Consider the following 23,689-nt stretch of genomic DNA (forward strand, 5'->3'; position numbering starts at 1 on the left):
TTATACAACCGATTGCTATTGTAAATGCTACTGAATAATTGACAGGCCAAATACTATAACTTCACCACTTTCATAGTTCGAACGGAACCATCTCCGAGCATTACCCTCACCAAATAAATTCCCGGTTGGTAGCTTTCTCCAAAAGAAGCATCCATTGTTATATTATTTAACAATTCTAATTGTTTTCCCGAAAGATCATAGACGATTATATTCTTTATTTCCTGAGAAGAATAAAGCCGGAAGCTTCCTGCTGATGGATTTGGTGCAATACTTATAAATCTGCTGTTGGAGATTATCTCTTTCTTTTCAACAGCACTTGTATTTTCTTTACCATTCAATTCATCCATCTGTGTACCTGTTAATTTAAAGAGCCAAACATCATCATCTCCTTTATTTGCTGTTACATCTCCGTCTGATGATTGTGACCAGGCAGCAATTACAAGACTTCCATCCGCTTTTTGCAGCGAAGCAGGTTCTCTGTCATTCGTCGAACCACCTAAGGAAAGCTGGCCTTGTAGTTTTCCGCGTTCATCGATCTTCAGCAGCCAAACATCCTGACCGCCATGGTTGCCTTGTACCTCGCCATCGTCCCCCTCATTGGTTGCACCTACGATATACCCTCCGTCTTTGGAGAGAATGATATGTGAAGCTTGTTCGTCATTAACGCCTCCATATGTTTTTTGCCATTGCAGGTTGCCCATGCTGTCTAATTTGGTGACCCACACATCCTGGTATCCATGATTGATACGCACATCTCCTGTGCTACTGTACGTGTAGCCGGCTGCTATGCAACCGCCATCGGGTGTCAATTGTAAATCTGAAGGACTCTCATCATTATTACCGCCCAGACAATTTTGCCACAGAATGTTTCCCTGACGATCTAACTTAAACACCCAAAAATCAAATCCATCAACATAGTGGATGTTATCATAATGGTGGCCTACTACATCCCCATCATGCGACTGAGCAGAAGCTGCAACGATGTAACTGCCTTCAGGAGTTTGCTTAATGGAATACCCTATTTCAAAATGACTTCCGCCGAAACACTTTTGCCATTCCAAGTTTCCAACACTATCTATTTTTATGATCCAGCAATCTTCCTGCCCATGATTACCTGATACATCCCCATCGTTTGAATCCGTCTCGCCTACCATTATGTAACCACCATCTTCGGTAGATGCAATACTTAAAGCAGTTTCATCACCACTTCCACCGTAAGTTTTTTCCCATTGTAAAATACCATTTGCATCTATTTTAATGAGCCATGCATCTGAACTTCCATGATTAACTAAGATATCTCCATCTGTGGAGGAAGTGCTTCCTGCAATAATATATCCCCCATCTTTTGTTTGGAACCCACAGTTAGCAATATCATAACCCGAGCCTCCAAATGTTTGCGACCACTGCATCATACCTAATGAATCTGTTTTAATTATAAAATAATCTGTTATACCCTTAAAATCAAAAATATTACCATCCGAAGATTGAGTAAAACCTGTTATGAAATATCCTTTATCGAAGGTTTTAAAAATTGAATTGGGTACATCGCCTAAGGTTCCTCCATAGTTATGCTGCCATTCTATTAAATGTGATTGAGCCAAAGATTCAGAAAGATGAAGCATAGCCATTAAAAAAAGTATAAAAAAAATGGTTTTCATTTTATCTTTTTGTTTGATTTTTGAAATTATTTGCCTGTTTTAACAATCTTGTTAAACCTAATATTACCAGTAGAATCAAATAATGAGATTAAGTAAATACCAGGTTGGTATCTTTCGCCAAATGAGGTTTGATATGATGCAAGCGTAAATGACTCGATCAAATGACCTGTCAGGTCAAATACATTTATCGCATATCCCAGCGAATTAGTTTCAAGATAAAATGAATTCTGAGTTGGGTTTGGATAAATAACAATTGATTCAGTATTCTCATTTGACAAGCGTTGGGAAGCGCAAATGGTGGGTACTGGCGAAGACTTTTGATAACTGTAGGTAGTATTAGTTGAAGGATTAGTGTAAGCAGAATAGTAAAAACCATTAGGCTTTGTTAATGTAATTGTAATCTTATGGTCCGTTGCATTATTTAAAAATGGAAATTGGGTTTTGAGGTTTACTCCAGTAATATAAAAAGTTCCTGTTTCACCGGGAAGTATATATGGTCCTGAACTATTACTACTTTTTTCAAAGTTTACAGTTTGCGCAACTGATGAAGCAACAATATTTGAAGTACCATTCTGTTGTATTTCTACGACATAATCGAAAGTTTTTAAAACTGCAGATACATTATCGTTTTGTACATTAAAACGGAAATCGGCAATATTTGTATTATTATTTGTGGTGCAATTATCAAATTTAATGCTACTGCTTGGCACCGAAAAATCCATAATAGTATCATAGTCTGAAACAACAGCATCTTTATCGCAAATGATATTGTGAAAAAACAACGCCGATTGCGTATAAATGAAAGGCCATTTGTTTCCATCCACCGTTTCGAAGGAATGGGTTCCGCCGGGTACACCGTAATATTGAACTTTAAAGTCGGTGCTGTTTTGAATATTATAGTCTATAATCTTGTCATAGATTTTTTTAGGTCCCCATAAGAAGCCATTATACAATACATGATGATGGCAAGTTCCGTTATTACAATTATCGCATATAGTAGAAAGGCAAAAATCATAAACCTTATTATTTTCCGTACCGCAATTAGCACCAGTCTCTATTACGTAATTGCTTTCAAAATTATCTCTTGCGGGAACAGTAGCATCACTCAACCCATCGAACTCAATTATCGGGATGTGATCACCTCCATTGAATACATAGAGAGGCAATACGTCAGGATCCTGTGTATCTACAGGTGGTGCATAGTTGCCACCGTACTCCGGAACGCCTCCCTTTATATTAAAAATACCCTTGATGGCATCTATTGCTGCCTTTGTATTTTGAGTAGTGCTGAAATATAAAGTTACCGCATCATCTCCATTGGTGCTTTCTGCAAGATCTATTTTGAACGGCACGTCTACACTATTGCCATTGCAGGTAATGGATTTAGTAGAGTGAAGTGATGTTGCCAGGCTTTTGTCCTCTAATTCATTATTAGAGTTCAAGGCATCATTAATATCGCATTCATCATAGTAAGCCGTAGTTACTGCTGTTACCGCTCCGGCGCTGCTGCCACCTATAAAAATGCGGGTCATATCCAGAAAAGGCATGTCTAAAACATAACCCTTGCCATTAGCATTGTAATTTCCTTTTGATATGGCTTTCAAGGCGCGCAGCGCCAATCGGGCATCCTGCACAGCTCTTACAAGAAGGTAATTGTTGTTTGCATCATCGCACTGAGGATGCGTCTTATCGGTTCTGTACTTAATAGTTGCTACAATAAAGCCGCGTGCAGCAAGTGAATCGCAGGTCTGTTCATTCTCACCATCTTTTTTTGCTGAGTTAAAGCCGCCGCCCGGGAGAAATAAAAGCACCGGATATTTTCGCTGGCCACTTAGTAATGAATTGCTTTGTGAATCAGAAAAGCTATCGGTATCACTTGAAGAATCGGCTTTGGTGGTATCTGCATCATACCAATCTTCATCACCCTCATCATAATCGCTGCTATCATCATAAGTATCACTCTCATCTGATGCTTGACTTTCCTCATCAGCATTTAAAGAACTGGTGCAATTTGTAGTACCGCTATAAAATTTAACAGGGAAGTAAATATCCATCTTATAGGTGGGGCCGGCTGTATCCGTAATATTGGAGCTGTTGAAATAAGATTTGTATTTGTTAACCCCCATAGGTGACAAAGGGGATATTTTTAATTGCCGCTACGTCATTATTATTATTTACAAAAACCTCCAAACCGGCGTTGGAACCAGACGAGGTAAGGAGCGTCCAATCAACAATACCTACGCTTGCGGATGTATTGTACCATTTTGTACCATTAATGCAAGGATTCTCCGGGCAGCAATCACAGATATAAGTTGGAGGCGAAATTTCCTGGGCAAATAGGGATGAACTATAGAGACAAAAAATACATAAAGAAGAAATTGTAAAACGGAAATAGGCCTTCATAGAAAAATCATTAAAGGGTGAACAATAATGTTTAAATCAAGCTGCATAGAGTTATGAAGTTACCGCTATGGATTGTAACTCCATAATTGAATTCCGCAACTCTATTTTTTCTATTACGGATTTCCGCAACTGAGGTATGGGTTATTTTTCTGCCTTAGCCATTGTGAATCCAAAGGTAGATCCCACGCCTTTCTTGCTTCTTACATTAATGGTTTGCCCATGCGCTTCTATCAGGTGCTTTACAATCGCAAGACCCAGACCGGTGCCACCCTGCTCGCGTGAGCGACTTTTGTCTACGCGGTAAAAGCGCTCGAAAAGACGGGGAAGGCTTTCTTCCGTAATGCCCAGGCCATCATCGGTAACTTCTGTAAGGATGTTGTCGCCCATCTCGTAAAAGCTGGCAACAGTGTTCCCGTTTTCCTTACCATATTTAATGGAATTATCGACAAGGTTTGTGAGCACCTGCCTGGTTCGTTCTTTATCCGCCCATACATAAAAAGGGCGCTCACAACCTTTCTTCACAGAGAAGCGTATCTTTTTCGTAGCCGCTCTAAACTCAAATTCTTCAAACACATCTTTGGTAAGTGAATGCATGTCGAAGGTTTCCTTTTCAAGCTTTACATCACCGCTTTCCAGCTTAGAAATTTCTTCAAGGTCATTTATCAGGTTTGAAAGTCGCTCGATGCTGGAGGCAGATTTCTCGAGAAAATGCTTTTCTACTTCCTTGTCATCCATGGCACCATCAAGGAGTGTGTGGATGTAACCCTGGATGCTAAAGAGGGGAGTCTTTATTTCATGCGAAAGGTTTGACAGAAATTCTTTACGGTATTGCTCCGCCTTTTTTAATGATTCTATTTCCCGGCTGCGGTTTTCTGCCCATTGAATTACTTCGGCTTCGGCTTCTGAAACGGGATCATCTTCGCGAACTGATTTTCCAAGGATATCGCTTGTAAACCGATCGAGCTTAAGCGAATGGATGGTTTTGTAAATCAGCTTAATTTTCCGGTAGATAAATCGCTCCAATGCGTAATAAAATAAATAGTTGGAGAAGATGAAGACGCTGACAAAAATTAAAAGGTAGTGCAGCACAGGCTTTACCTGGTATTCATCAAAAGCATATGCAAGCAGTATGGTAAGAGCAGCAACAGCAAGTGAGATATAAAGAGCTACCGAGCGCGGTTTTAGATTTTTCATTTTATTTTTCAGCTTTCAGCACCAGCTTTCAGGTATTGGTTTAGTTATCATTATGAAGGTATAGAAAGGTTAGTGTTTAAACTGAGCTCGATCATTAATCTTTTCGCAATCATATAGTAGCATTCAATAAATTTTCAATCAATGTCTCAGATTTCAAATTTATATCCTACACCTTTCACCGTCTTAATTATTTCCTCACCCACCTTCATTCGAATTTTTCGAATGTGCACATCGATCGTGCGATCGCCTACAACAATATCATCGCCCCAAACCTTACTTAAAATTTCATTGCGGTGAAAAACCCTTCCAGGTTTCGAGGAAAGCAGCACTAAGAGATCAAATTCTTTCCTTGCCAGAAAAACTTCTTCATTACCAACTTTAACATGGTGCTGATCCTTATCAATCGTTATGTTCCCAAGTTCAATAATATCATTTTCTGAATCGGAAGACTGCCGTCGAAGCAACGCTTTTACACGGCTTACCAGCAATTTTGGTTTTATAGGTTTTGTGATGTAATCATCTGCACCAATATTAAAACCCTTAAGCTCTGATTCCTCATCACTTTTAGCAGTAAGAAAAACGATCATCGAATGGTTAAGCTCCTTCAGTTCACGGATGTGCTCTGCAGTAGAAAACCCATCGAGGTTGGGCATCATTATATCCAGCAAAATTAAATCAGGCTTCAAAATTTTTGCCAAACGGATGGCTTCCAGCCCATCTTTTGCTACCGTGGTTTTATAACCCTGTTTCTCGAGATTATAACTTATGAATTCGAGGATATCAATCTCGTCATCCACTATCAGGATGCGTGGCTGCAGTTCCGTCATGCTGTTTATTTTGGGTGCCTGGAAATAATTTTCGGATACCATTATCAGATCTTTTCTTTTTCATGCTTTAATACATTGGCTTCCACGAAGAAGATGATTTCTTCCGCAATGTTTTTATTAAGATCGCCGATACGCTCGAGCTTTCGTATCACGGAAATGAGATTAAGGATGGGAACGATATCATCCGTATGGTCCCGGATGTATGCTGAAATGGTATGCGTTGCATTCTTATTGAACTCGTCAATATCCACGTCTTTGCTGAAAATATTCCGTGCTTCGGAAGTGTTCGATTGTTCAAAGGCTACCAGGTTATCGGCGATCATGGAGTCGGCCAATTCATACATTGGCACCAGGTTTAAATCATTTAATAGTTGCTGATCATAAGGATGCTCCATTTCGGTTACGTAGCGGGAAATACCTTTCGCATTATCTCCAATCCGCTCCAGGTGTCCGTTAATTTTAAAAGAGGCAAAAACCAGCCGCAGGTCTATAGCCACCGGGTTAAACAGCGCCATAATATTTTCACAATCGCGGTCTATTTTCAATTCTTCGGCATTTACCCTCCGCTCCTGAAAAATCACTTCTCTTGCCAGGTGTTTATCCATATAAACCAGGGCGTCAATGCTTTTTTTTAATTGGTGCTGTACCAATAGACCCATTTCATTGATCTCGTTTTTTAGTCTTTGCAACTCTATATCGAGATGAATCATTTTTTTTGTTCCCAATTCTTCTGTTGCCATTTATGGATATTAAACTTTAACGATTCAAATATTTTAACATCAACCATTAAAACCGAAACTCTAAATTTTCAACCATCCTTATCCAAACCTTCCTGTAATATAATTTTGGGTTCTTTCTTTTTTAGGATTTGTAAACATCTCCTTCGTATCATTATACTCTATCAATTCACCCAGGTAAAAGAAAGCCGTCTTATCACTCACACGACCCGCCTGCTGCATGTTGTGCGTTACAATTACAATAGAATATTTTTTCTTCAGATCATAAATCAATTCCTCAATCTTAGCATTGCTGATCGGGTCGAGCGCGGAGCAGGGTTCGTCCATCAAAATTACAGAAGGCTCCACAGCAAGTGCGCGTGCAATGCATAATCGCTGCTGCTGCCCGCCGGATAACTCGAGAGCCGGCTTCTTCAGGTTATCTTTCACTTCTCCCCACAATGCTGCATGCTGAAGCGAACGTTCCACCGACTCTTCAATAAATTTTTTATTGGTTACGCCATTAATCCGCAGGCCATAGGCTACATTTTCAAAGATGGATTTCGGAAAGGGATTGGGCTTTTGAAATACCATTCCTACTTTTTTACGAACCTCTTCTACCCGCATCGTGCCGTTATATATATTTTTTCCGCTCAGAAGCACTTGCCCCTCTATACGCACGCCATCGATCATGTCGTTCATGCGATTAAAAAGGCGCAGGTAGGTCGATTTGCCACATCCCGACGGACCAATAATAGCCACTACATTATTTTCCGGAATACCCATAGTCACCTCTTTAAGTGCATGAGTAGTGCCGTAATACATGTTAAGCTTTATGGTTTCCACCTTAAACATATTTCCCAATTTCCTTTTTACCTGCTGAAGCGGTTTCTTAAAATAATGGCAATAGAGTTTAACAACAATGTAAAGACAAGCAGAACAATAATGCCCGCAGCAGCATCTTCATGAAAGCCAGCCTGTGGACGGGAAACCCAGTTATAAATCTGTATAGGTAAGATGGTAAAGGGTGACTTTAGGTTAGAGGGCAAAAAGGTGACATACGTTAAAGCACCGATCGTTATAAGTGGAGCTGTCTCCCCAATTGCCCTTGAGATTGCCAGAATAATTCCTGTAAGAATAGATGGAAAAGAGATGGGTATCAGATGATGCCAGATGGTTTGCCATTTGGTAGCGCCCACTGCATAGGAGGCTTCGCGAATTCCGCCCGGCACTGCCTTTATTGCTTCCCTGGTCGCAATCACAATGGTAGGCATAATAAGCAAGCTCATAGTAAGCGCTCCGGCAATCAGGCTTCTCTCCAGTGAAAAAAAACGAACAAACAATCCCAGCCCCAATAATCCATACACGATAGATGGAACACCTGCCAGGTTGGCGATATTTATTTCAATCAGCTTGCCGATCCGGTTTTTCTTTCCATATTCTTCCAGGTAAATAGCTGCACCAATCCCGATGGGTATAGAAATGAGCGCAGTAATAATCACCATATACAAAGTGCCGGCTAACCCTGCAATAATTCCCGCATTTTTTGGATTACGCGATGGGTAGCTGGTTAAAAACTCACTGCTGATTCTCCCTGCTCCATCTTTAATTACATTGATCAGCAATAACACTAATACAATTACCGCAAATAAAAGTCCCATAAGTGCAAAAACCTGAAATAGAACATTCTTAGTTCGCTGCTTAAATGCATGGATTTCATAAACAGTCATCATATCATGATTCTTTTTACCGTATTCCCATCAATCCAACGTTTTCTTAACATATAACTCATTACTGCCTTCATAGTTCGATTTCTTCACATGACTCAATCACCACCAATTGCTAAAAATCTTTTTCTAATTCTGAAGCTGATAATATTTAACAGGAAAGTAAATAAAAACAAGGTGATGGCAACGGCAAAAATGGTATTGTATGAAAGGGTGCCATAAGGGGTGTCACCCTGGCTTACTCCCACAATATATGCCGTCATGGTGGAAACGGGGTTCAGTGGATTTGCAGTAAGATTCGGTAACTGCCCGGCGGCAATTGCCACGATCATAGTTTCTCCAATAGCCCTGGAAAAAGCCAAAATAACGGAGGCTATAATCCCGGAAAAAGCAGAAGGGAAAACAATGGATAAAGAAACCTGCAGCCTCGAGGCACCTAATGCATAGCCACCTTCCCGCAAACCGTTTGGCACCACGCGAAGCGCATCTTCACTTAGCGAAGTCACCAATGGTAAAATCATAATTCCCATTACAATACCCGGCGACAAGGCATTAAAACCTGACAGGGATGGAATTAATTTCTGCAATAAAGGCGTTACGGTGACGAGTGCAAAATATCCATACACAATGGTAGGAATCCCGGCAAGCACTTCCAGGAAAGGCTTTACTGCTTTTCTCACAGGTTTGGCAGCGTATTCACTAAGGTAGATTGCAATCATTAATCCAAGAGGTACGCTCACAGCAAGAGCAATTGTTGATGTTAGTAATGTTCCTGATAAAAGGGGCAGGATACCGAAATGCTTATCAGCAAAAAGAGGCGTCCACTGGGTATCGGTTAAGAAATCCCACAAGGATACTTCCTTAAAAAAATCAATGGTTTGCAGTAGCAGAACAATGATGATTCCAAGGGTGGTAAATACAGAAACCAGTGCACATAATAGTAATAGAACCTGTACTACTTTTTCACGCCCATAGACGTAATATCTTCGGGTTAACCCGAAGCGGATACCGCTATCCGCATTCACATCAGGTTGATCAAGAACCGCTGTTTCCACCTGATCCACTACTTCCAAATTTTTATGATGGTTAATCAGCTATTAATGTGTTTCTGATGAGGTAGCTGCATTACCTTTCAGCAACCCTTCCAGCGTGGTACCCATTTCTTCTCCATTCGTATACAGAGAGCCTGTCACTGTATTTTGCAATCGTTGTGTTACTATTGGATACAGATCATCCTGCAGCGGGATATAACCAACTTCTTTGGAAAGCTTTGGAACGTTCTGTAAATAATAGGATAAAAAATCTTTTACCTCCTGCCTGCTTTCGGCAGCGGTATTTGCATATAAGAAAAGTGCACGGGACAGCGGAGCGTAGGTTCCGTTCTGAACGGTTTCGAGGGTAGGCAAAATAGCACCCTTACCATTAGCATCATTTCCATCATCTATGGGAATCAGCTTTAACTTATCGCTGTTTCCCTCGTAATAGGCCAGGCCAAAATATCCGATGGCGCCTTCATCCGAGGAAACTCCCTGAACCAGAATATTATCATCTTCGGAAGCAGTATAATCGCCGCGGTGGTCTCCTCTTTTTCCGTTAATCACTTCGCAGAAATAATCGAAGGTGCCGCTATCTGTACCCGGACCAAAAAGCTTGATGGCTTTATTTGGAAAACCAGGCCTAACCTGGTTCCAGCTTGTAATTTTCCCTTGTGCTGCTGAAGACCAAATTTTCTTTAGTTCAGCAACTGTCAGCTTATCAACCCATGTATTTTTAGGATTTACCACTACGGATAAACCATCGTATGCGATTGGTAATTCTATGTATTTTATATTTTTTACAGCACAGGCATCCGCTTCTTCCTTTTTTATAGGCCGTGATGCATCGCATATATCAATTTCCCCTGCTGAAAATTTCTTCATTCCACCGCCCGTTCCCGATTCTGCGATTGTGACCTTGAGATCAGGATTTTGCTTTCCATATTCTTCGGCAACTGCTTCAGAGATTGGATATACCGTACTGGATCCGTCAATTGAAACTGTCAGATTTTTCTTTTGCTGATCCTGCTTTGCATTTGTATTGTCAGTAGAACTATTGCAGGCATTTAATAACGTTAGTGCTGCAAATGCAACAATGATTTTGTTCATGTTAATGTGATTTGATCAGAATTAATTTGTGCAAAGCTACCTTCAAGGTGAGCGCTGATCTTAATTTCCCGCTTTATGAAATAGTTATTTCGTTAATAATTTGATAACAATTAATTAATATTGGGTAAGTTGTAAAAAATCAGCGGCCCTTTTTTTACTCTGATAATTGTTCCGAAGTAGCATTATGCAGAAAAGGCTTCATGTTAAGCTATTGTTAACCCGTTATTTTATCTTTACCCCGAACCATTGCTTTTATCCCGGAAATTGTAAAGATCTGCCTCTATAATTTTTACAAATACTCATTGATTTATGAACGTCAATAACTTTATTAGTTTTTTAGTCCCGAAGGATAAAAAATTTTATCCGTTGTTTGAACGGGCTGCGGCCAACCTAAAAGAATGTGCGAATAACCTGTACCTCGCCGTTACTGCATCATCTCCTGACCGGCGGATTGAATATATGCGCAAGGTGGCTCAGCTTGAGCATACGGGAGACGAGATAGCTCATGAGGTTTTTAGTGAGCTGGGGAAGAACTTTATTACCCCTTTCGACCGGGAAGACATACACCGGCTTACTTCTCATATGGACGATGTGCTGGATTATATTCATGGCGCTTCCAAGCGGATGGAGCTATACAGGATTACTAATTTTTCACCCGACATTGTCAAGCTCGCTGAGCTGATACAAACAGGCAGCAATGAGCTTTATATAGCCGTGATGGAATTGCGAAACCTTAAAAACCTGAGAAGGATCACGGATGCTTGCGTAAGGATCAATAGTATTGAGAACCATGCGGACGATATCTTTGACAAAGCCGTTGCTAATCTCTTTGAAACGGAAAAAAATGCAATAGAATTAATAAAAATGAAAGAGATATTACAGGCGCTTGAAACGGCTACCGATAAATGTGAGGATTGCGCAAATGTGCTCGAATCGATCATTATTAAATCGGCGTAAGACAACCATCTATTTATTATGATCCTTCTTATAATAGTAATTGGCCTTGCCTTAGCCTTTGATGTAATTAATGGTTTCCACGATGCCGCTAATTCTATTGCTACTATAGTTTCTACAAAAGTATTGTCACCTGGGGCAGCGGTGATCTGGGCAGCATTTTTCAACTTCATTGCTTTTCTTGTTTTCGGATTGCATGTTGCTTCTACTGTTGGGAAAGGGATTGTTCACCCAGAGATAGTTACGCTGCAGGTGGTCCTGAGTGGCTTAATAGCAGCCATTATCTGGAACTTATTTACATGGTACTACGGTGTTCCATCAAGCTCTTCACACACTCTTGTAGGTGGCTTCGCCGGGGCTGCCATAGCTAAAGCAGGCGTAGGGGCCGTATTCAGCAATGAACTATTCCGCATCATCAGCTTTATTTTCCTTGCCCCCGTAATCGGGATGGTCGTTGCATTCTTTCTTGCTGTATTGCTCATGTATATTTTCAGGCGGTCGATACCGCATAAAGTTGATAATCTATTCAGGCGGCTGCAATTAGTTTCAGCGGCAGCATACAGTCTTGGACATGGCGCAAACGATGCACAAAAAGTGATGGGAATTATTTTTGCCGCTCTCATTGCTACCAATAATATCAGCAAAGATGCGCCTATTCCGTTTTGGGTAATTATCTCCTGCCAGAGTGCTATGGCTCTAGGTACGGCCATGGGCGGCTGGCGCATTGTTAAAACCATGGGAACCAGGATCACTCATTTAAATCCTTTCGAAGGATTTGCTGCTGAAACAGCCGGAGCTATTACGCTTTTTTCGACGGCACAATTGGGAATTCCTGTAAGCACTACTCACACCATAACAGGCTCTATCATTGGAGTAGGTTTAAAGAGAAGAGTCTCTGCTGTAGAGTGGGGCATTACCAGGAAGCTTCTTATTGCCTGGGTCATCACAATTCCTATCTCCATGCTAATGGCTGCTGGAATCTACTATATTACCACCTTATTTTAAAGGATAGCGGGCTATTCGGCCAGATACCGCGCTATATACTGCTCAATAGTTTTGCACGGGATGAATACCGGCTTGTGACTGATATTGATCTTCATCAGTGATGCTTCAATCGCGAATTCTCCGGATATTTTACCTATCGGCGGGGAAATATGAAAACTACCCGTATTTCCTGCAGTAGTAAAGCTGCCGCCGGCCTTGGTAATAGCCTCGTTAACCCTGGAGATAATTGTTGATGCATTTCCCTTGAATGGTATTGAAAATTGACAAGCCATTGATAGTCGTATTTACTCAATTAAAATATAAAAACCTGGCAATACATGAAGCAACAGTATATTTATCCGGCTACCAGTTTCTTATATTTAAAACGATGAGGTGTGGTTTCGCCGAGGCGTTTCTTTTTATTTTCCTCATAATCTGAGAATCCGCCTTCAAACCAATATTCTACTCCATCTCCCTCAAAAGCCAGAATGTGAGTCGCCACCCGATCTAAAAACCAACGGTCATGCGAGATCACCACGGCGCACCCTGCAAAATTTTCCAGGGCTTCTTCTAAAGCGCGAAGTGTATTTACATCAAGGTCGTTGGTCGGCTCATCGAGCAGCAATACGTTTGCTTCCTCACGAAGGGTAAGTGCCAGGTGCAGGCGATTGCGTTCACCACCGCTAAGCACACCTATTTTTTTCTGCTGATCGTTTCCTGTGAAATTGAATTTCCCAACATAGGCCCGTGAGCTGATCTTATATTTTCCTACTTCCACAAAATCAAGACCGTTCGATATCACTTCAAAAACTGTTTTGTTCGGGTCGAAAGAAGTATGCATTTGATCTACGTAAGAAATCTTTACGGTTTCACCGATATTGAATACTCCGCTATCAGGCTTTTCTGTTCCAAGGATCATCCTGAACAGGGTCGTTTTTCCCGCTCCGTTAGGACCAATAATTCCAACAATACCGCCCTGCGGCAAATTGAAATTGAGGTCCTCGAACAGCACTTTGTCCCCGAAAGATTTGGTTACATTTATAGATTCAATTACGTTAGCTCCCAGGCGTGGTCCGGGCGGAATAAATATTTCGAGCTTGTCTTCTTTTTGTTTCGTTTCCTCGCTCGCCATTCGCTCATAGTTCTGGATACGGGCCTTGGATTTGGCCTGTCTTGCTTTTTGACCCATCCGCACCCACTCCAGCTCTCGCTGCAAGGTTTTCTGCCTCTTAGATTCCTGCTTTTCTTCCAGTATCAAACGCTGTGATTTTTGCTCCAGCCATGAGGAATAATTTCCCTTCCAGGGAATGCCTTCCCCCCGATCAAGCTCCAGAATCCAGCCCGCTACATTATCTAAGAAATAGCGATCGTGCGTAACCGCTATCACAGTTCCTTTGTATTGCTTTAAATGCTGTTCGAGCCACATTACGCTTTCGGCATCGAGGTGGTTGGTGGGCTCATCAAGCAGTAAAATATCCGGTTCCTGAAGTAAAAGCCGGCATAATGCAACCCTTCTTAGCTCACCACCCGATAAATTTTTTATTACAGAATCTCCATCCGATGTGTTCAGCGCATCCATGGCTCGCTCCAGCTTTGAATCAATTTCCCACCCATCAGCGGCCTCAATTTTTTCCTGCAAATCACCCTGCTTGGTCAGCAATCTGTCCATCTCATCAGCACTCATCGGGTCCGAAAATTTATTGCTGATATCCTCAAATTCTTTAAGCATATCCATAACTTCCTGTACCCCTTCGCTCACTATTTCCCTTACGGTTTTAGTACTGTCGAGGTGCGGTTCCTGCTCAAGCAAGCCTATGCTGTACTCTTTCTCAAATTGAATCTTTCCCTGATATTGCTGATCTTTTCCCGCAATAATATTTAGAAGCGTTGATTTTCCGCTTCCATTTGTACCAATGATGCCGATCTTGGCACCATAGTAAAATGAGAGATAAATATCTTTAAGGATTTGCTTGTTGTTGGGAGGAATCATTTTGCCAACACCCTGCATAGAAAAAATAATCTTATTGTCAGCCATACAGTATCAAAAAGGTTTGGGGTTTATATTGTTTAGTGTTCCGGATATTAAAAAAGGAGGGCAAAGATAGCAGATAAGAGTTTATACATTTCAACGGAAATTATTTAGTGGAGGATAAATATAATGCCTTAAATAAACAAGTGTTTATACCAAAACATTATCGAATGAAGGGTTGGTATAGTCGCTAAAGGTGAAAGACATTTACACTTCTATAGCTCTATTCTGCCGTCGAGCAAACGAATAATCCGGGAACCGTAAGAAGCATTTTTTTCTGAATGCGTTACCTGAATGATCGTTACGCCGTCCTGATTAAGCTCTTTAAAGAGGGCCATTATTTCTTCACCCTGCTTGGAATTGAGGTTGCCGGTTGGTTCATCCGCAAGAAGTAGTTTTGGATTAGCAATAAGAGCACGCGCAATACCCACTAATTGCTGCTGACCACCTGATAGTTGGGCCGGAAAAAGGTCCTTCTTACCCACAATCTGAAAACGGTCGAGCATATCTGCAACCATAGCTCTTCGCTCCGATCCCTTTATATTCTGATAAATCAATGGTGTTTCTATATTTTCATATACTGTGAGCTCATCTATAAGATGGTAAGCCTGAAACACAAAACCTATGTATTCTTTATACAGCTTAGACCTTTGTTTTTCTTTCAGATCAAATACATTATTTCCAAGGAAGAAATAATCTCCTTCAGAAGGCTCATCGAGCATGCCGATAATATTCAGAAGCGTTGATTTACCGGATCCGGAAGGTCCCATAATGGAAATGAATTCACCTTCCTTAACATCAAGATCCACATTATTAATAATATAAGTTTTACCGGGCCCTACGGAATACCATTTAGTAATGCCTTGCAGGTGGATCATGAATTTTTAGGGATTAAAAGGATTTAGGTTAAAAAGTGTAAGGTTGAAGGTAAAAGGCTATTCCGTCCTTAACGACTTTACGGGATTGGCAATAGCAGCTTTAATTGCATGAAAGCTTACGGTGATCATAGATATGGTTATAATAATTATAGCAGCTACCGCGAATGTCCACCAATCGATGCTGACCCGATAGGAATAATCCTGCAGCCACTTATTCATACCAAACCATGCTATTGGAAAAGCAATAATTGCTGCAACTATCACCAGCCTGATAAAGTACTTGGAAAGCAGAGCAACAATATTGCTGACGGTGGCACCCAAAACCTTACGAATGCCGATCTCTTTTGTTCGCTGTTCGGCTGCATAGGTTACCAATCCGAATAAGCCAAGGCAACCAATTAAAATAGCCAGAATAGCAAAAGAGACGAAAATTTTACCTATTCGCTGCTCAGAAAGATAGGTGTTATTGAAATCATCATTCATAAAAGAATATGCAAAGGGTTGACCCGGGGCCATCGTTTTCCACTTATCCTGAACCTGCCTGATAAGGCCAGGAATGTTGCTGGTATTGATCCGTAACGCTATGCTTCCATGCTCCTCGCGGTCAAAGAGCACCATTGGCGTTACCTGCTCACGAAGCGAATTAAAGTTAAAGTCCTTTACAACGCCGATAATGTTATAAGCAGAAACTGCTTTGGTTTGAAGATTCTTAAGAAGGTAGAGTTTTTGATTAATGGGATCTTTAAAGCTCAAAAGCTTTGCCGCAGATTCATTAATGATTATTGCATCTGAATCGGTTGCAAATTGTGAAGAGAAGTTTCTTCCCTTTACCATCTGCATGCCAAGCGTGGGAATATAATTTTCATCCACTAGCCAATTTTGCATGGATACCGATTTGTGCTGGTCAAGCGTAGGGTCTTCAAATAAAGGGCTGTCACTTCTATACGATCCTGTAGGCAAATATCCTGTGAGCGTAGCGCGTTGTACGCCGGCTAGCTTTAATAATTCAGCTTCGAATGTCTTTGCCTGTTTACCAAGCGGGTAACAATTTTGAATTACAAGTACCTGCTCACGATTATAGCCCAGATTTTTATTGCGGATATAATTAAGCTGATTATAGATTACAATGGTTCCAACAATAAGAATGATAGAAGTAGCAAATTGAAAAACCACCAGGCTGCTGCGGAGCCAGCTTCCTTTAAAGCCTGAGGAAAATTTTCCTTTCAATACTTCAATTGGTTTGAAGCGTGAAAGAAAAAATGCAGGATAGCTTCCTGCCAGCAATCCCACAATCAGCACCAGCGCAAGCAGCAATGGAACTACCCGGGAAATAGACACCGACCCTATACTGATTTCTTTGCCGGATAGCTGATTGAAATAAGGTAATAAGAGAAGCACTATAACTAGCGCAAGCAGTAAAGAAAAAAAACTAATTAGGGTGGATTCTGTGAGAAATTGAAAAATAAGGTTTGATCTTAATGATCCTGCAACCTTACGAATTCCCACTTCTTTTGCACGGTTTACAGAACGTGCTGTAGATAGGTTCATAAAGTTGACACAGGCAATGATGAGGATTAAAACCGCGATAATGGAAAAAATATAAACGTAGCGTATATCACTGTTTGCACTTAACTCTGCCACTTTGTTTGAGTGCAAATGAATTTGTGTAAGTGGCGTGAGTGAATAGTAAACGTGAGTTCCGCTCTTCAGCATATTTTCCTTTGATACATTCAGCATCTGCTGCGCTTGCGGAAAAACATACTTATTTACAATTTCATCGAGATGCGATTCAAATTTTTTACCATCCACCCCGGGCTTTAAAAGCACATATGTATTGAAATTATTACTGAGCCAGTTATCCTGTTTTGCTTCCGGTGATTGGCTCAGTGAGACAAAAAAATCATAATTGAAGTGCGACTGACGGGGTACGTTTTCAATCACACCGGTAATTTTATAATTGCCTGTATCATTGATTGTGAAATTTTGTCCTACAACATCGGTTCGGTTGAAGTATTTCATTGCAATATCTCTGGTGACCACGATTGACTTCGGATCTGATAAAGCATTGTTTGCATTGCCTGCTATCATGGGAAGTGTAAAAACAGAGAACAACGAAGAGTCAGCATAGATGACCCTGTTTTCCTGGATGTTTTCATTTCCTTTTCTTACCAAAAATCCACCATAGTCCCGGAAGCGGACTGCAGCTTCTACCTGAGGGTATTCCTTTAACATAACAGAGCTCAATTGCGGTGGTGAGACAGCAAGGATGAAGTGAGCGCCGCCGAACTGAATATCTGCATCCGTGCGGTAAACGCGACCCGCATTTTTATTATACCGGTCGTAGTTCAATTCATCCTGAACGAAAAGCAATATCAATATGCAGGTGGCCAAGCCTACCGACAAACCTATAATGTTGATCAGTGAGAATCCTTTATTTTTCCTGAGATTGCGTAAAGCGACTTTAAGGTAATTTCTAATCATGTCAATTGGTTGTCACTATAATTATAAAGCGATGCATTCCAGGTAATTGTTACAGAAGAAGTAAAAGGAGATAAAAACTATTCGTCCTGACAGGAATATGCCAGAAAAAAGAGTTTATGATTTACAGCGACTTAATTATGAAGAGCATGAAAACTTGTTCGCATTTGATACAAGGCCTGTCCGCATTCGATACGGATAAAGCTGTCTTTCTTAAACTAAAATAATCAACAGTAAATTTAAGTGAAGTAATTAATGCATTCTTAGATTACATATAAGTCAATATTTAATCATAAATTTCGCTTTCAAAAAAATCGCTATGAGTGTAGATTCAAAACACATTGCCACATTTTTATTAGGTGCCGCCGCCGCTTTCGCTGCCCATAAATACATGAACATGACTCCCGAAGAAAAGGAGAAGCTCTCCAGTACATTAAAGGATAAGGCACATAAATATAAGAGCGATGCCGAAGGATTATCAGATAAGGCACAGGAGTATTTTAGTGAGCTGAAAACTAAAGGTGGATCAGCGCTGAAAGATCACTTTCCTGACATAGAAAATTGGCTGCATTCTTTGTTCGGTGATAAAGGTGAAGCGCCAAATTCAGGCGGATCTAAAGAAGGCCCGGCTTTATAATCCTCTGTTAATTATTTTTTGGATTGAATATGTAACAGCATGCCTCTGCGTATTTGTATTCCAGCAGATAATAAATAACCTGAACCATGAAAAGACCAGGTAGTAAAATAAAAGTTTTAAAAGAATTCCCGCTCAGGCAAATTGTGCTTGTGGTAGTAATGGTGATTGCTAACTTCCTATTTTCAGAAGCCCAGACCACAACGCCCACGACCCCTAATTTAAATACAAGTCCTGGTAAAATTTCTAAGGATACTTCTTCAAATAAGGCTTCGCCTGCTGCACCTTCTAACTCCAATACGATCCAGATAAATGTCACACCTTTACCTCCGAACGCCACAAATCCAAATCAGACAAGCCCTGCGATTCCTAATCCTAACATTAATGAATCCCAGCCCCCTGATAAGGATTCCCTGTTAAAGGTGATAAGCCCGAATCCAAAAAATTACTGAATTCAGGAAAAGATATTCTTAATTGATTTTAGAAGTCTGAAAGTGAGTCTCCATTGCTTTTACAAAAAAAAATCAATCAACAAAAAATTACCCAGTTGCTGCACTGATAGGTTTTATAACACGAATAAAATTATTCCCTGAGAAACTTAGTTATTCGTTTTTCATCAGCATTAAATATCTCCAGAATATAACAGCCCTTTTGCAGATTAGTTATATCGAGAGAATAATCCTTAATGTAGTGGTCGATAGATTTACTAATAATTATTTTTCCTTTTAGGTCCAAAACCACTAATGAAATCTTATCCGCTACATTTTGATTAAAACACAATGAATTTATTTCAAGAGTAGCATTCCTAATTGGATTAGGAAGTATATTGATCTGTGCTCCTTCGGATTGTAAAGCACCCTTTTCCACAGTATTTGCTAATGCATCAGAAATTTGAATAGGTTTATAAGCGTAGCTTGGAATAGTTGGCAAACCTAGTCTGCAAAATGTTCCTGGCTGTAAATCCAACCCATGCGCTTGGTAAATACAATCTGTACCTGAAGCGTTTGGATTATTTATTACTCCCACATATGATTCATTATTTCTTGAGAGATATATTTTTCCATTACTGGCAAGTTGCAACGCATCCCATATATATTCTCCTTCAGCATGATCAAGTACAGTCAGAGCATTATTTATAAGATCTAACTGATAGAGGTACGCTGCATTCCACATTACGGAAATATAAAGAAAGTGATTATCAGGAGAAAATTCGGCACCATATGCTCCCTCCACTGCTGGAAAATAAGCTGTGATATTTCTGGTTGAATTTAATATCCCGTTTTTTTGATTAAAGGTAAAAAGCTCTATCTGTGACGAACCGAAAGTAGTTTCATAAACAATGAAATTACCATTAGGGGATATTTTCATTGGCCCTATTATATGAGCCCAGTCCCTGAGATTTCCCATTGAGGATACTATAGGATCAGAAACCCCTCCTGAATTAACCAGGTAACTATCAAAATTGTTATTGTTCAGCTCATGAACTATTACCCAAACACCCGACCGATCGTATTTTAAAACTCCTGCGATCGCTTCCGTGCTTTGGAATAGCAACATAATATTTTTTTTTCCTGCTACTATATCACCGAGACCTCCATTGAGGCTCATGTCCACTAATGAATAGTAAATTCCCCCATTACTGTATTGGTCACCAACGGTAAATACATAATAGATACCCGGTTGAGAAGGAATGTTTACAATTAATGCTGCCTGTGTTGAGGAGCTTCCTCCTTTTAATCCGCTCCCATTAGGCATAATATGATCATTTTTGTCCCAGATTGTAACCCCATCCGTATAGAAAATAAGGTTACCATTGTTATCACATTCACTTGCTGAACCTTCGTAGGCATTCATTGCAGCATTTGAAATAGCAACCGGTAAAGCCCCACTGAAATCTATTCCACTATGGTTTCCAAAGTACCAGACATCATTTTGATTTTGTGCCGAAGAAAATTTACTTATGGTATTTATAACCAATAGCACCATAAATAGTCGTTGCAAACAGGAAATTATATTTTGAGAAGTAGTGGTTGTTTCCATAATCAAAATCTTAATTAATTTAAAAATAATCATTTAAGAATGAAGTAATGCCATAATAAAATACTTAACTATTAATAGGTAAAATATTATAACATTTTGATTTTAAGCAGATTACTGATAAGATATAGTTTCTCTATATTTTCAATTTATCGTTTTGCTGGTGGCGTTCCGCATCACGAAGGGTCTTCTTTTCTATATTCCGGGAAAGTGCATCCGTAAGATCGATGCCTGTTTGGTTTGCAATGCAGATTATTACAAACAGAACATCAGCTAACTCATCTTCCAGGTTATTTTCTTTATCGGATTCTTTAAAGGATTGTTCCCCGAATTTGCGGGCAATGATACGTGCTACTTCTCCTACTTCCTCCGTTAAAATGGCGAGATTTGTCAATTCATTAAAATATCGCACGCCTGTAGTTTTAATCCAGTCGTCTACTTTTTTCTGGGCTTTGGAAATTGTCATACGAACAGACATTTAAAGTGATTGAAATAACAACCCGTTATTTTTTATTTGATGAGAAATCCTGCCCGTTATACTCCTCATGTGGCGCCTGGACCACGATAAAAGGACGACCGGTTTCTTTATGGCAGCTGTTGCAGGTCTCAATCAATGCCTGGTATTGCGATAAAAATTGTGCAGTGTCGTTTTGTGAAATTACCGACGTTACATTTTGAAGCACAGGTGAAAGCAATTGATTTAATAACCTGCTGATTGGGATGCTGTCGTCCACAATGTTTAAAGAACGCATTTCCTCATAGGTTTCATTTACTTCTCCGGCATAAAAATTTGCGAGAGGTTGGTTTTTATGCTGTAGGGCCAATCCGAGCTTAACCACATAATATTGCATTTGCCCCATGTGCTCGCCAAGATGAGCCTCCGAAGCAGAAAGTGATTTAGCAACTTTTTTTTCGGGAGCATTTGTGCACGAAATTCCAATATTCAAAACAGAGATTGCAACTGCCAGAGTTATAATGGTATAAAGCCATTTCATCATTATTTAATTTTTATCGAAGATGTAATTTGGGTACACTTAAAAAATATTTCTTTCAGAGAACCAAACTGTTCACTTATAGCGTTACGTATATTCATTAAATTTCTAAAAATTTCAATAATGAAGCAATATCTCATTTTTATCCTGGCATTAATGGCGTTGGGGTTGAGCGCCTGTGCACAAATGGAAAACAAAAGTTATGTTTTTCCATCTTCCAAAGCTACTTATCCCATCACGAAAACAGACGCTGAATGGAAAAAGCTTTTAACACCACAGCAATATTATATTACCCGTGAAAAAGGTACCGATCCGGGTTTCAGCGGCCCTTACTGGAATAACCATGAGAAAGGAATTTACAATTGCATAGCATGCGGTGAACCCCTGTTCAGCTCTGAAACCAAGTTTGAATCGGGAACTGGATGGCCCAGCTTTTTCAAACCCATTAATGACAAGGCAGTAAAAACCTTTACAGATGCCAGTACGGGCTCAACCCGAACTGAGGTGGTTTGCAGTCGTTGCGGTGCTCATTTAGGACATATCTTTAATGATGGACCTCAGCCGACCGGCCTGCGCTATTGTCTGGATGGCTCTGCATTGAATTTTGTGAAGAAATAGAAGAAGAACTCAAGGTCTGCGAACATTCTTTGCTATTTGTTAACTTGTGAAGATTACTATTCATGCACATAGTTATAATTGGTAACGGTATTACAGGCACAACTGCTGCGCGTACCGTTCGACAGTTATCCGGCCATGAAATAACAGTGATCTCTTCTGAGAGTAATTTTTTTTTCTCCCGAACGGCACTCATGTATGTGTATATGGGACATATGAAATTCGAACACATTAAGCCGTATGAAGATTGGTTTTGGGAAAAGAACAGCATTAACCTGGTGCACAACAGAGTAGATCAAATTGACAGCGAAAGGAAACAATGTATTTTGAGTAATGGTGAAAAAATCAGTTACGATAAACTGATTATTGCCTGTGGCAGTAAACCCAATAAATTCGGGTGGCCTGGTGAGAATCTAAATGGTGTACAGGGTTTATACAGTCTGCAGGACCTGGAAAGCATGGAAAAAAACACGAGTGGTATTTCAAATGCGGTGATTGTTGGCGGCGGATTGATCGGTATAGAAATGGCTGAAATGCTGCACACGCGCGGCATTCCGGTTACTATGCTGGTGCGTGAAAAAAACTACTGGGGTAGTATTTTACCTGCTGAAGAGGCCCAACTGGTTAACCGTGAAATATCATTACATGGCATCGAACTTCATCTTCAAACCCAGCTCAAAGAAATTTTAGCAGAAAATAACGGTAAGGTTTCCGCAGTAATAACGGATAAGGGAGAAAGAATTCCATGTGATTTTGTTGGACTTACTGCGGGTGTTTCCCCGGCAATTGATTGGCTTAAAGATTCCTCTATCGAATTAAACCGGGGGATTCTGGTGAATGAATATTTTGAAACCAATATTACCGATGTGTATGCAGCAGGAGATTGTGCAGAATTCAGAACTCCAAAACCGGGCCAGTTGAATGTCGAGCAACTATGGTACACTGGAAGAAAACATGGAGAAATATTAGGCCAAATTCTTTGCGGGAAACGGACCGCTTATGATCGTGGCATCTGGTTTAATTCAGCAAAATTTTTTAACATCGAATACCAAACCTACGGTACTGTTCCTGCTAAAATACCTGAAGATCTTGATTCACTTTATTGGGAACATGCAAATGGGAAAAAGAGTATTCGGATTGTATATCAAAAAGACGGGAATATCGTAAAGGGATTTAATTTATTTGGCATCCGCTATCGTCAAAATATTTGTGAATCATGGATTGCAGAAGGCAAAACTCTCGATTACGTGCTGAAACATCTTCAGGAAGCTAATTTTGATCCGGAGTTTTTCAGACGTTATGAACGTGAGGTAAGAAATCAATTTGCACATTATTTATAGATCAGTATTCAAACCTTATTGTTATAGGGTTTACGAAACACCATTAATAAGACAACCGATTAGTTATAGTTAAATTCCT

23 protein-coding genes are annotated in these 23,689 nt (G+C 40.2%); 6 read left to right on the plus strand and 17 right to left on the minus strand.

What is annotated here, in order from left to right:
• Positions 1–53 precede the first annotated feature (53 nt).
• The 10 genes from H0W62_08160 to H0W62_08205 all read right to left on the minus strand — a co-directional run bounded on the left by H0W62_08160 (position 54) and on the right by H0W62_08205 (position 10,669).
• Positions 54–1,658, minus strand: a complete 1,605-nt coding sequence (locus H0W62_08160) for a T9SS type A sorting domain-containing protein (protein ID MBA3648508.1) — start codon at positions 1,656–1,658, stop codon at positions 54–56.
• 26 nt (positions 1,659–1,684) lie between these two features.
• A complete protein-coding gene (locus H0W62_08165) occupies positions 1,685–3,793 on the minus strand; it encodes a T9SS type A sorting domain-containing protein (GenBank protein ID MBA3648509.1) in 2,109 nt (702 codons plus the stop codon).
• Positions 3,774–4,061, minus strand: coding sequence for a hypothetical protein (locus H0W62_08170; protein MBA3648510.1), 288 nt, complete (start codon positions 4,059–4,061; stop codon positions 3,774–3,776). Before H0W62_08170 ends, H0W62_08165 begins: the two co-directional genes overlap by 20 nt.
• Positions 4,062–4,202: 141 nt before the next feature.
• The gene (locus H0W62_08175) at positions 4,203–5,255 is read right to left on the minus strand and encodes a sensor histidine kinase (GenBank protein MBA3648511.1); all 1,053 of its coding nucleotides are present in this window, start codon (positions 5,253–5,255) and stop codon (positions 4,203–4,205) included.
• 146 nt (positions 5,256–5,401) lie between these two features.
• Positions 5,402–6,082, minus strand: a complete 681-nt coding sequence (locus H0W62_08180; GenBank protein ID MBA3648512.1) for a response regulator transcription factor — start codon at positions 6,080–6,082, stop codon at positions 5,402–5,404.
• 44 nt (positions 6,083–6,126) lie between these two features.
• The gene (gene phoU / locus H0W62_08185) at positions 6,127–6,822 is read right to left on the minus strand and encodes a phosphate signaling complex protein PhoU (GenBank protein ID MBA3648513.1); all 696 of its coding nucleotides are present in this window, start codon (positions 6,820–6,822) and stop codon (positions 6,127–6,129) included.
• A gap of 78 nt (positions 6,823–6,900) precedes the next feature.
• Positions 6,901–7,653, minus strand: a complete 753-nt coding sequence (locus H0W62_08190) for a phosphate ABC transporter ATP-binding protein (GenBank protein MBA3648514.1) — start codon at positions 7,651–7,653, stop codon at positions 6,901–6,903.
• A gap of 17 nt (positions 7,654–7,670) precedes the next feature.
• On the minus strand, positions 7,671–8,528 hold the full coding sequence (pstA, locus tag H0W62_08195) for a phosphate ABC transporter permease PstA (GenBank protein MBA3648515.1): 858 nt from the start codon (positions 8,526–8,528) through the stop codon (positions 7,671–7,673).
• 95 nt (positions 8,529–8,623) lie between these two features.
• Positions 8,624–9,532, minus strand: a complete 909-nt coding sequence (pstC, locus tag H0W62_08200) for a phosphate ABC transporter permease subunit PstC (GenBank protein MBA3648516.1) — start codon at positions 9,530–9,532, stop codon at positions 8,624–8,626.
• A 90-nt stretch (positions 9,533–9,622) separates the two neighbouring features.
• Positions 9,623–10,669, minus strand: a complete 1,047-nt coding sequence (locus H0W62_08205; GenBank protein MBA3648517.1) for a PstS family phosphate ABC transporter substrate-binding protein — start codon at positions 10,667–10,669, stop codon at positions 9,623–9,625.
• A 309-nt stretch (positions 10,670–10,978) separates the two neighbouring features.
• Here H0W62_08205 and H0W62_08210 point away from each other — a divergent pair, with 309 nt between their 5' ends.
• Both H0W62_08210 and H0W62_08215 read left to right on the plus strand, forming a co-directional pair.
• Positions 10,979–11,626, plus strand: coding sequence for a DUF47 domain-containing protein (locus H0W62_08210; protein ID MBA3648518.1), 648 nt, complete (start codon positions 10,979–10,981; stop codon positions 11,624–11,626).
• Positions 11,627–11,644: 18 nt separating this feature from the next.
• On the plus strand, positions 11,645–12,628 hold the full coding sequence (locus H0W62_08215; GenBank protein MBA3648519.1) for an inorganic phosphate transporter: 984 nt from the start codon (positions 11,645–11,647) through the stop codon (positions 12,626–12,628).
• Between the two features lie 11 nt (positions 12,629–12,639).
• Here H0W62_08215 and H0W62_08220 read toward each other — a convergent pair whose 3' ends face one another.
• From H0W62_08220 to H0W62_08235, 4 genes are all read right to left on the minus strand, one after another.
• Positions 12,640–12,900: a hypothetical protein gene (locus tag H0W62_08220; GenBank protein ID MBA3648520.1), complete on the minus strand. Its 261-nt coding sequence runs from the start codon at positions 12,898–12,900 to the stop codon at positions 12,640–12,642.
• A 62-nt stretch (positions 12,901–12,962) separates the two neighbouring features.
• Entirely contained in the window at positions 12,963–14,642 is a 1,680-nt protein-coding gene (ettA, locus tag H0W62_08225) for an energy-dependent translational throttle protein EttA (protein MBA3648521.1), read from the minus strand.
• Positions 14,643–14,851: 209 nt separating this feature from the next.
• Positions 14,852–15,514 (minus strand): ABC transporter ATP-binding protein, encoded by a 663-nt coding sequence (locus H0W62_08230; GenBank protein MBA3648522.1) that lies wholly within the window; start codon positions 15,512–15,514, stop codon positions 14,852–14,854.
• A gap of 57 nt (positions 15,515–15,571) precedes the next feature.
• The gene (locus H0W62_08235) at positions 15,572–17,995 is read right to left on the minus strand and encodes an ABC transporter permease (GenBank protein MBA3648523.1); all 2,424 of its coding nucleotides are present in this window, start codon (positions 17,993–17,995) and stop codon (positions 15,572–15,574) included.
• 316 nt (positions 17,996–18,311) lie between these two features.
• Here H0W62_08235 and H0W62_08240 point away from each other — a divergent pair, with 316 nt between their 5' ends.
• A complete protein-coding gene (locus H0W62_08240) occupies positions 18,312–18,629 on the plus strand; it encodes a hypothetical protein (GenBank protein MBA3648524.1) in 318 nt (105 codons plus the stop codon).
• An 86-nt stretch (positions 18,630–18,715) separates the two neighbouring features.
• Positions 18,716–19,078: a hypothetical protein gene (locus H0W62_08245; GenBank protein MBA3648525.1), complete on the plus strand. Its 363-nt coding sequence runs from the start codon at positions 18,716–18,718 to the stop codon at positions 19,076–19,078.
• Between the two features lie 130 nt (positions 19,079–19,208).
• Here H0W62_08245 and H0W62_08250 read toward each other — a convergent pair whose 3' ends face one another.
• The 3 genes from H0W62_08250 to H0W62_08260 form a co-directional block, all read right to left on the minus strand.
• The gene (locus tag H0W62_08250; GenBank protein MBA3648526.1) at positions 19,209–20,666 is read right to left on the minus strand and encodes a T9SS type A sorting domain-containing protein; all 1,458 of its coding nucleotides are present in this window, start codon (positions 20,664–20,666) and stop codon (positions 19,209–19,211) included.
• A 133-nt stretch (positions 20,667–20,799) separates the two neighbouring features.
• Entirely contained in the window at positions 20,800–21,129 is a 330-nt protein-coding gene (locus H0W62_08255) for a nucleotide pyrophosphohydrolase (protein MBA3648527.1), read from the minus strand.
• Between the two features lie 37 nt (positions 21,130–21,166).
• Positions 21,167–21,661: a hypothetical protein gene (locus H0W62_08260; protein MBA3648528.1), complete on the minus strand. Its 495-nt coding sequence runs from the start codon at positions 21,659–21,661 to the stop codon at positions 21,167–21,169.
• Between the two features lie 117 nt (positions 21,662–21,778).
• Here H0W62_08260 and msrB point away from each other — a divergent pair, with 117 nt between their 5' ends.
• Entirely contained in the window at positions 21,779–22,273 is a 495-nt protein-coding gene (gene msrB / locus H0W62_08265; GenBank protein MBA3648529.1) for a peptide-methionine (R)-S-oxide reductase MsrB, read from the plus strand.
• A gap of 62 nt (positions 22,274–22,335) precedes the next feature.
• On the plus strand, positions 22,336–23,610 hold the full coding sequence (locus H0W62_08270) for an NAD(P)/FAD-dependent oxidoreductase (protein MBA3648530.1): 1,275 nt from the start codon (positions 22,336–22,338) through the stop codon (positions 23,608–23,610).
• Positions 23,611–23,689 lie beyond the last annotated feature (79 nt).

Source organism: Chitinophagales bacterium (assembly GCA_013816805.1).
In the GTDB taxonomy this organism is placed as follows: domain Bacteria; phylum Bacteroidota; class Bacteroidia; order Chitinophagales; family UBA10324; genus MGR-bin340.

What these genes read in the sequence shown, in the direction of transcription:
- H0W62_08160 (MBA3648508.1), bottom strand. Translation starts at nt 1,658, where the DNA reads ATGAAAACCATTTTTTTTATACTTTTTTTAATGGCTATGCTTCATCTT.
- H0W62_08170 (MBA3648510.1), bottom strand. Translation starts at nt 4,061, where the DNA reads ATGAAGGCCTATTTCCGTTTTACAATTTCTTCTTTATGTATTTTTTGT.
- H0W62_08175 (MBA3648511.1), bottom strand. Translation starts at nt 5,255, where the DNA reads ATGAAAAATCTAAAACCGCGCTCGGTAGCTCTTTATATCTCACTTGCT.
- H0W62_08180 (MBA3648512.1), bottom strand. Translation starts at nt 6,082, where the DNA reads ATGACGGAACTGCAGCCACGCATCCTGATAGTGGATGACGAGATTGAT.
- phoU (MBA3648513.1), bottom strand. Translation starts at nt 6,822, where the DNA reads ATGGCAACAGAAGAATTGGGAACAAAAAAAATGATTCATCTCGATATA.
- H0W62_08190 (MBA3648514.1), bottom strand. Translation starts at nt 7,653, where the DNA reads ATGTTTAAGGTGGAAACCATAAAGCTTAACATGTATTACGGCACTACT.
- pstA (MBA3648515.1), bottom strand. Translation starts at nt 8,528, where the DNA reads ATGACTGTTTATGAAATCCATGCATTTAAGCAGCGAACTAAGAATGTT.
- H0W62_08205 (MBA3648517.1), bottom strand. Translation starts at nt 10,669, where the DNA reads ATGAACAAAATCATTGTTGCATTTGCAGCACTAACGTTATTAAATGCC.
- H0W62_08210 (MBA3648518.1), top strand. Translation starts at nt 10,979, where the DNA reads ATGAACGTCAATAACTTTATTAGTTTTTTAGTCCCGAAGGATAAAAAA.
- H0W62_08215 (MBA3648519.1), top strand. Translation starts at nt 11,645, where the DNA reads ATGATCCTTCTTATAATAGTAATTGGCCTTGCCTTAGCCTTTGATGTA.
- H0W62_08220 (MBA3648520.1), bottom strand. Translation starts at nt 12,900, where the DNA reads ATGGCTTGTCAATTTTCAATACCATTCAAGGGAAATGCATCAACAATT.
- ettA (MBA3648521.1), bottom strand. Translation starts at nt 14,642, where the DNA reads ATGGCTGACAATAAGATTATTTTTTCTATGCAGGGTGTTGGCAAAATG.
- H0W62_08230 (MBA3648522.1), bottom strand. Translation starts at nt 15,514, where the DNA reads ATGATCCACCTGCAAGGCATTACTAAATGGTATTCCGTAGGGCCCGGT.
- H0W62_08235 (MBA3648523.1), bottom strand. Translation starts at nt 17,995, where the DNA reads ATGATTAGAAATTACCTTAAAGTCGCTTTACGCAATCTCAGGAAAAAT.
- H0W62_08240 (MBA3648524.1), top strand. Translation starts at nt 18,312, where the DNA reads ATGAGTGTAGATTCAAAACACATTGCCACATTTTTATTAGGTGCCGCC.
- H0W62_08245 (MBA3648525.1), top strand. Translation starts at nt 18,716, where the DNA reads ATGAAAAGACCAGGTAGTAAAATAAAAGTTTTAAAAGAATTCCCGCTC.
- H0W62_08250 (MBA3648526.1), bottom strand. Translation starts at nt 20,666, where the DNA reads ATGGAAACAACCACTACTTCTCAAAATATAATTTCCTGTTTGCAACGA.
- H0W62_08255 (MBA3648527.1), bottom strand. Translation starts at nt 21,129, where the DNA reads ATGACAATTTCCAAAGCCCAGAAAAAAGTAGACGACTGGATTAAAACT.
- H0W62_08260 (MBA3648528.1), bottom strand. Translation starts at nt 21,661, where the DNA reads ATGATGAAATGGCTTTATACCATTATAACTCTGGCAGTTGCAATCTCT.
- msrB (MBA3648529.1), top strand. Translation starts at nt 21,779, where the DNA reads ATGAAGCAATATCTCATTTTTATCCTGGCATTAATGGCGTTGGGGTTG.
- H0W62_08270 (MBA3648530.1), top strand. Translation starts at nt 22,336, where the DNA reads ATGCACATAGTTATAATTGGTAACGGTATTACAGGCACAACTGCTGCG.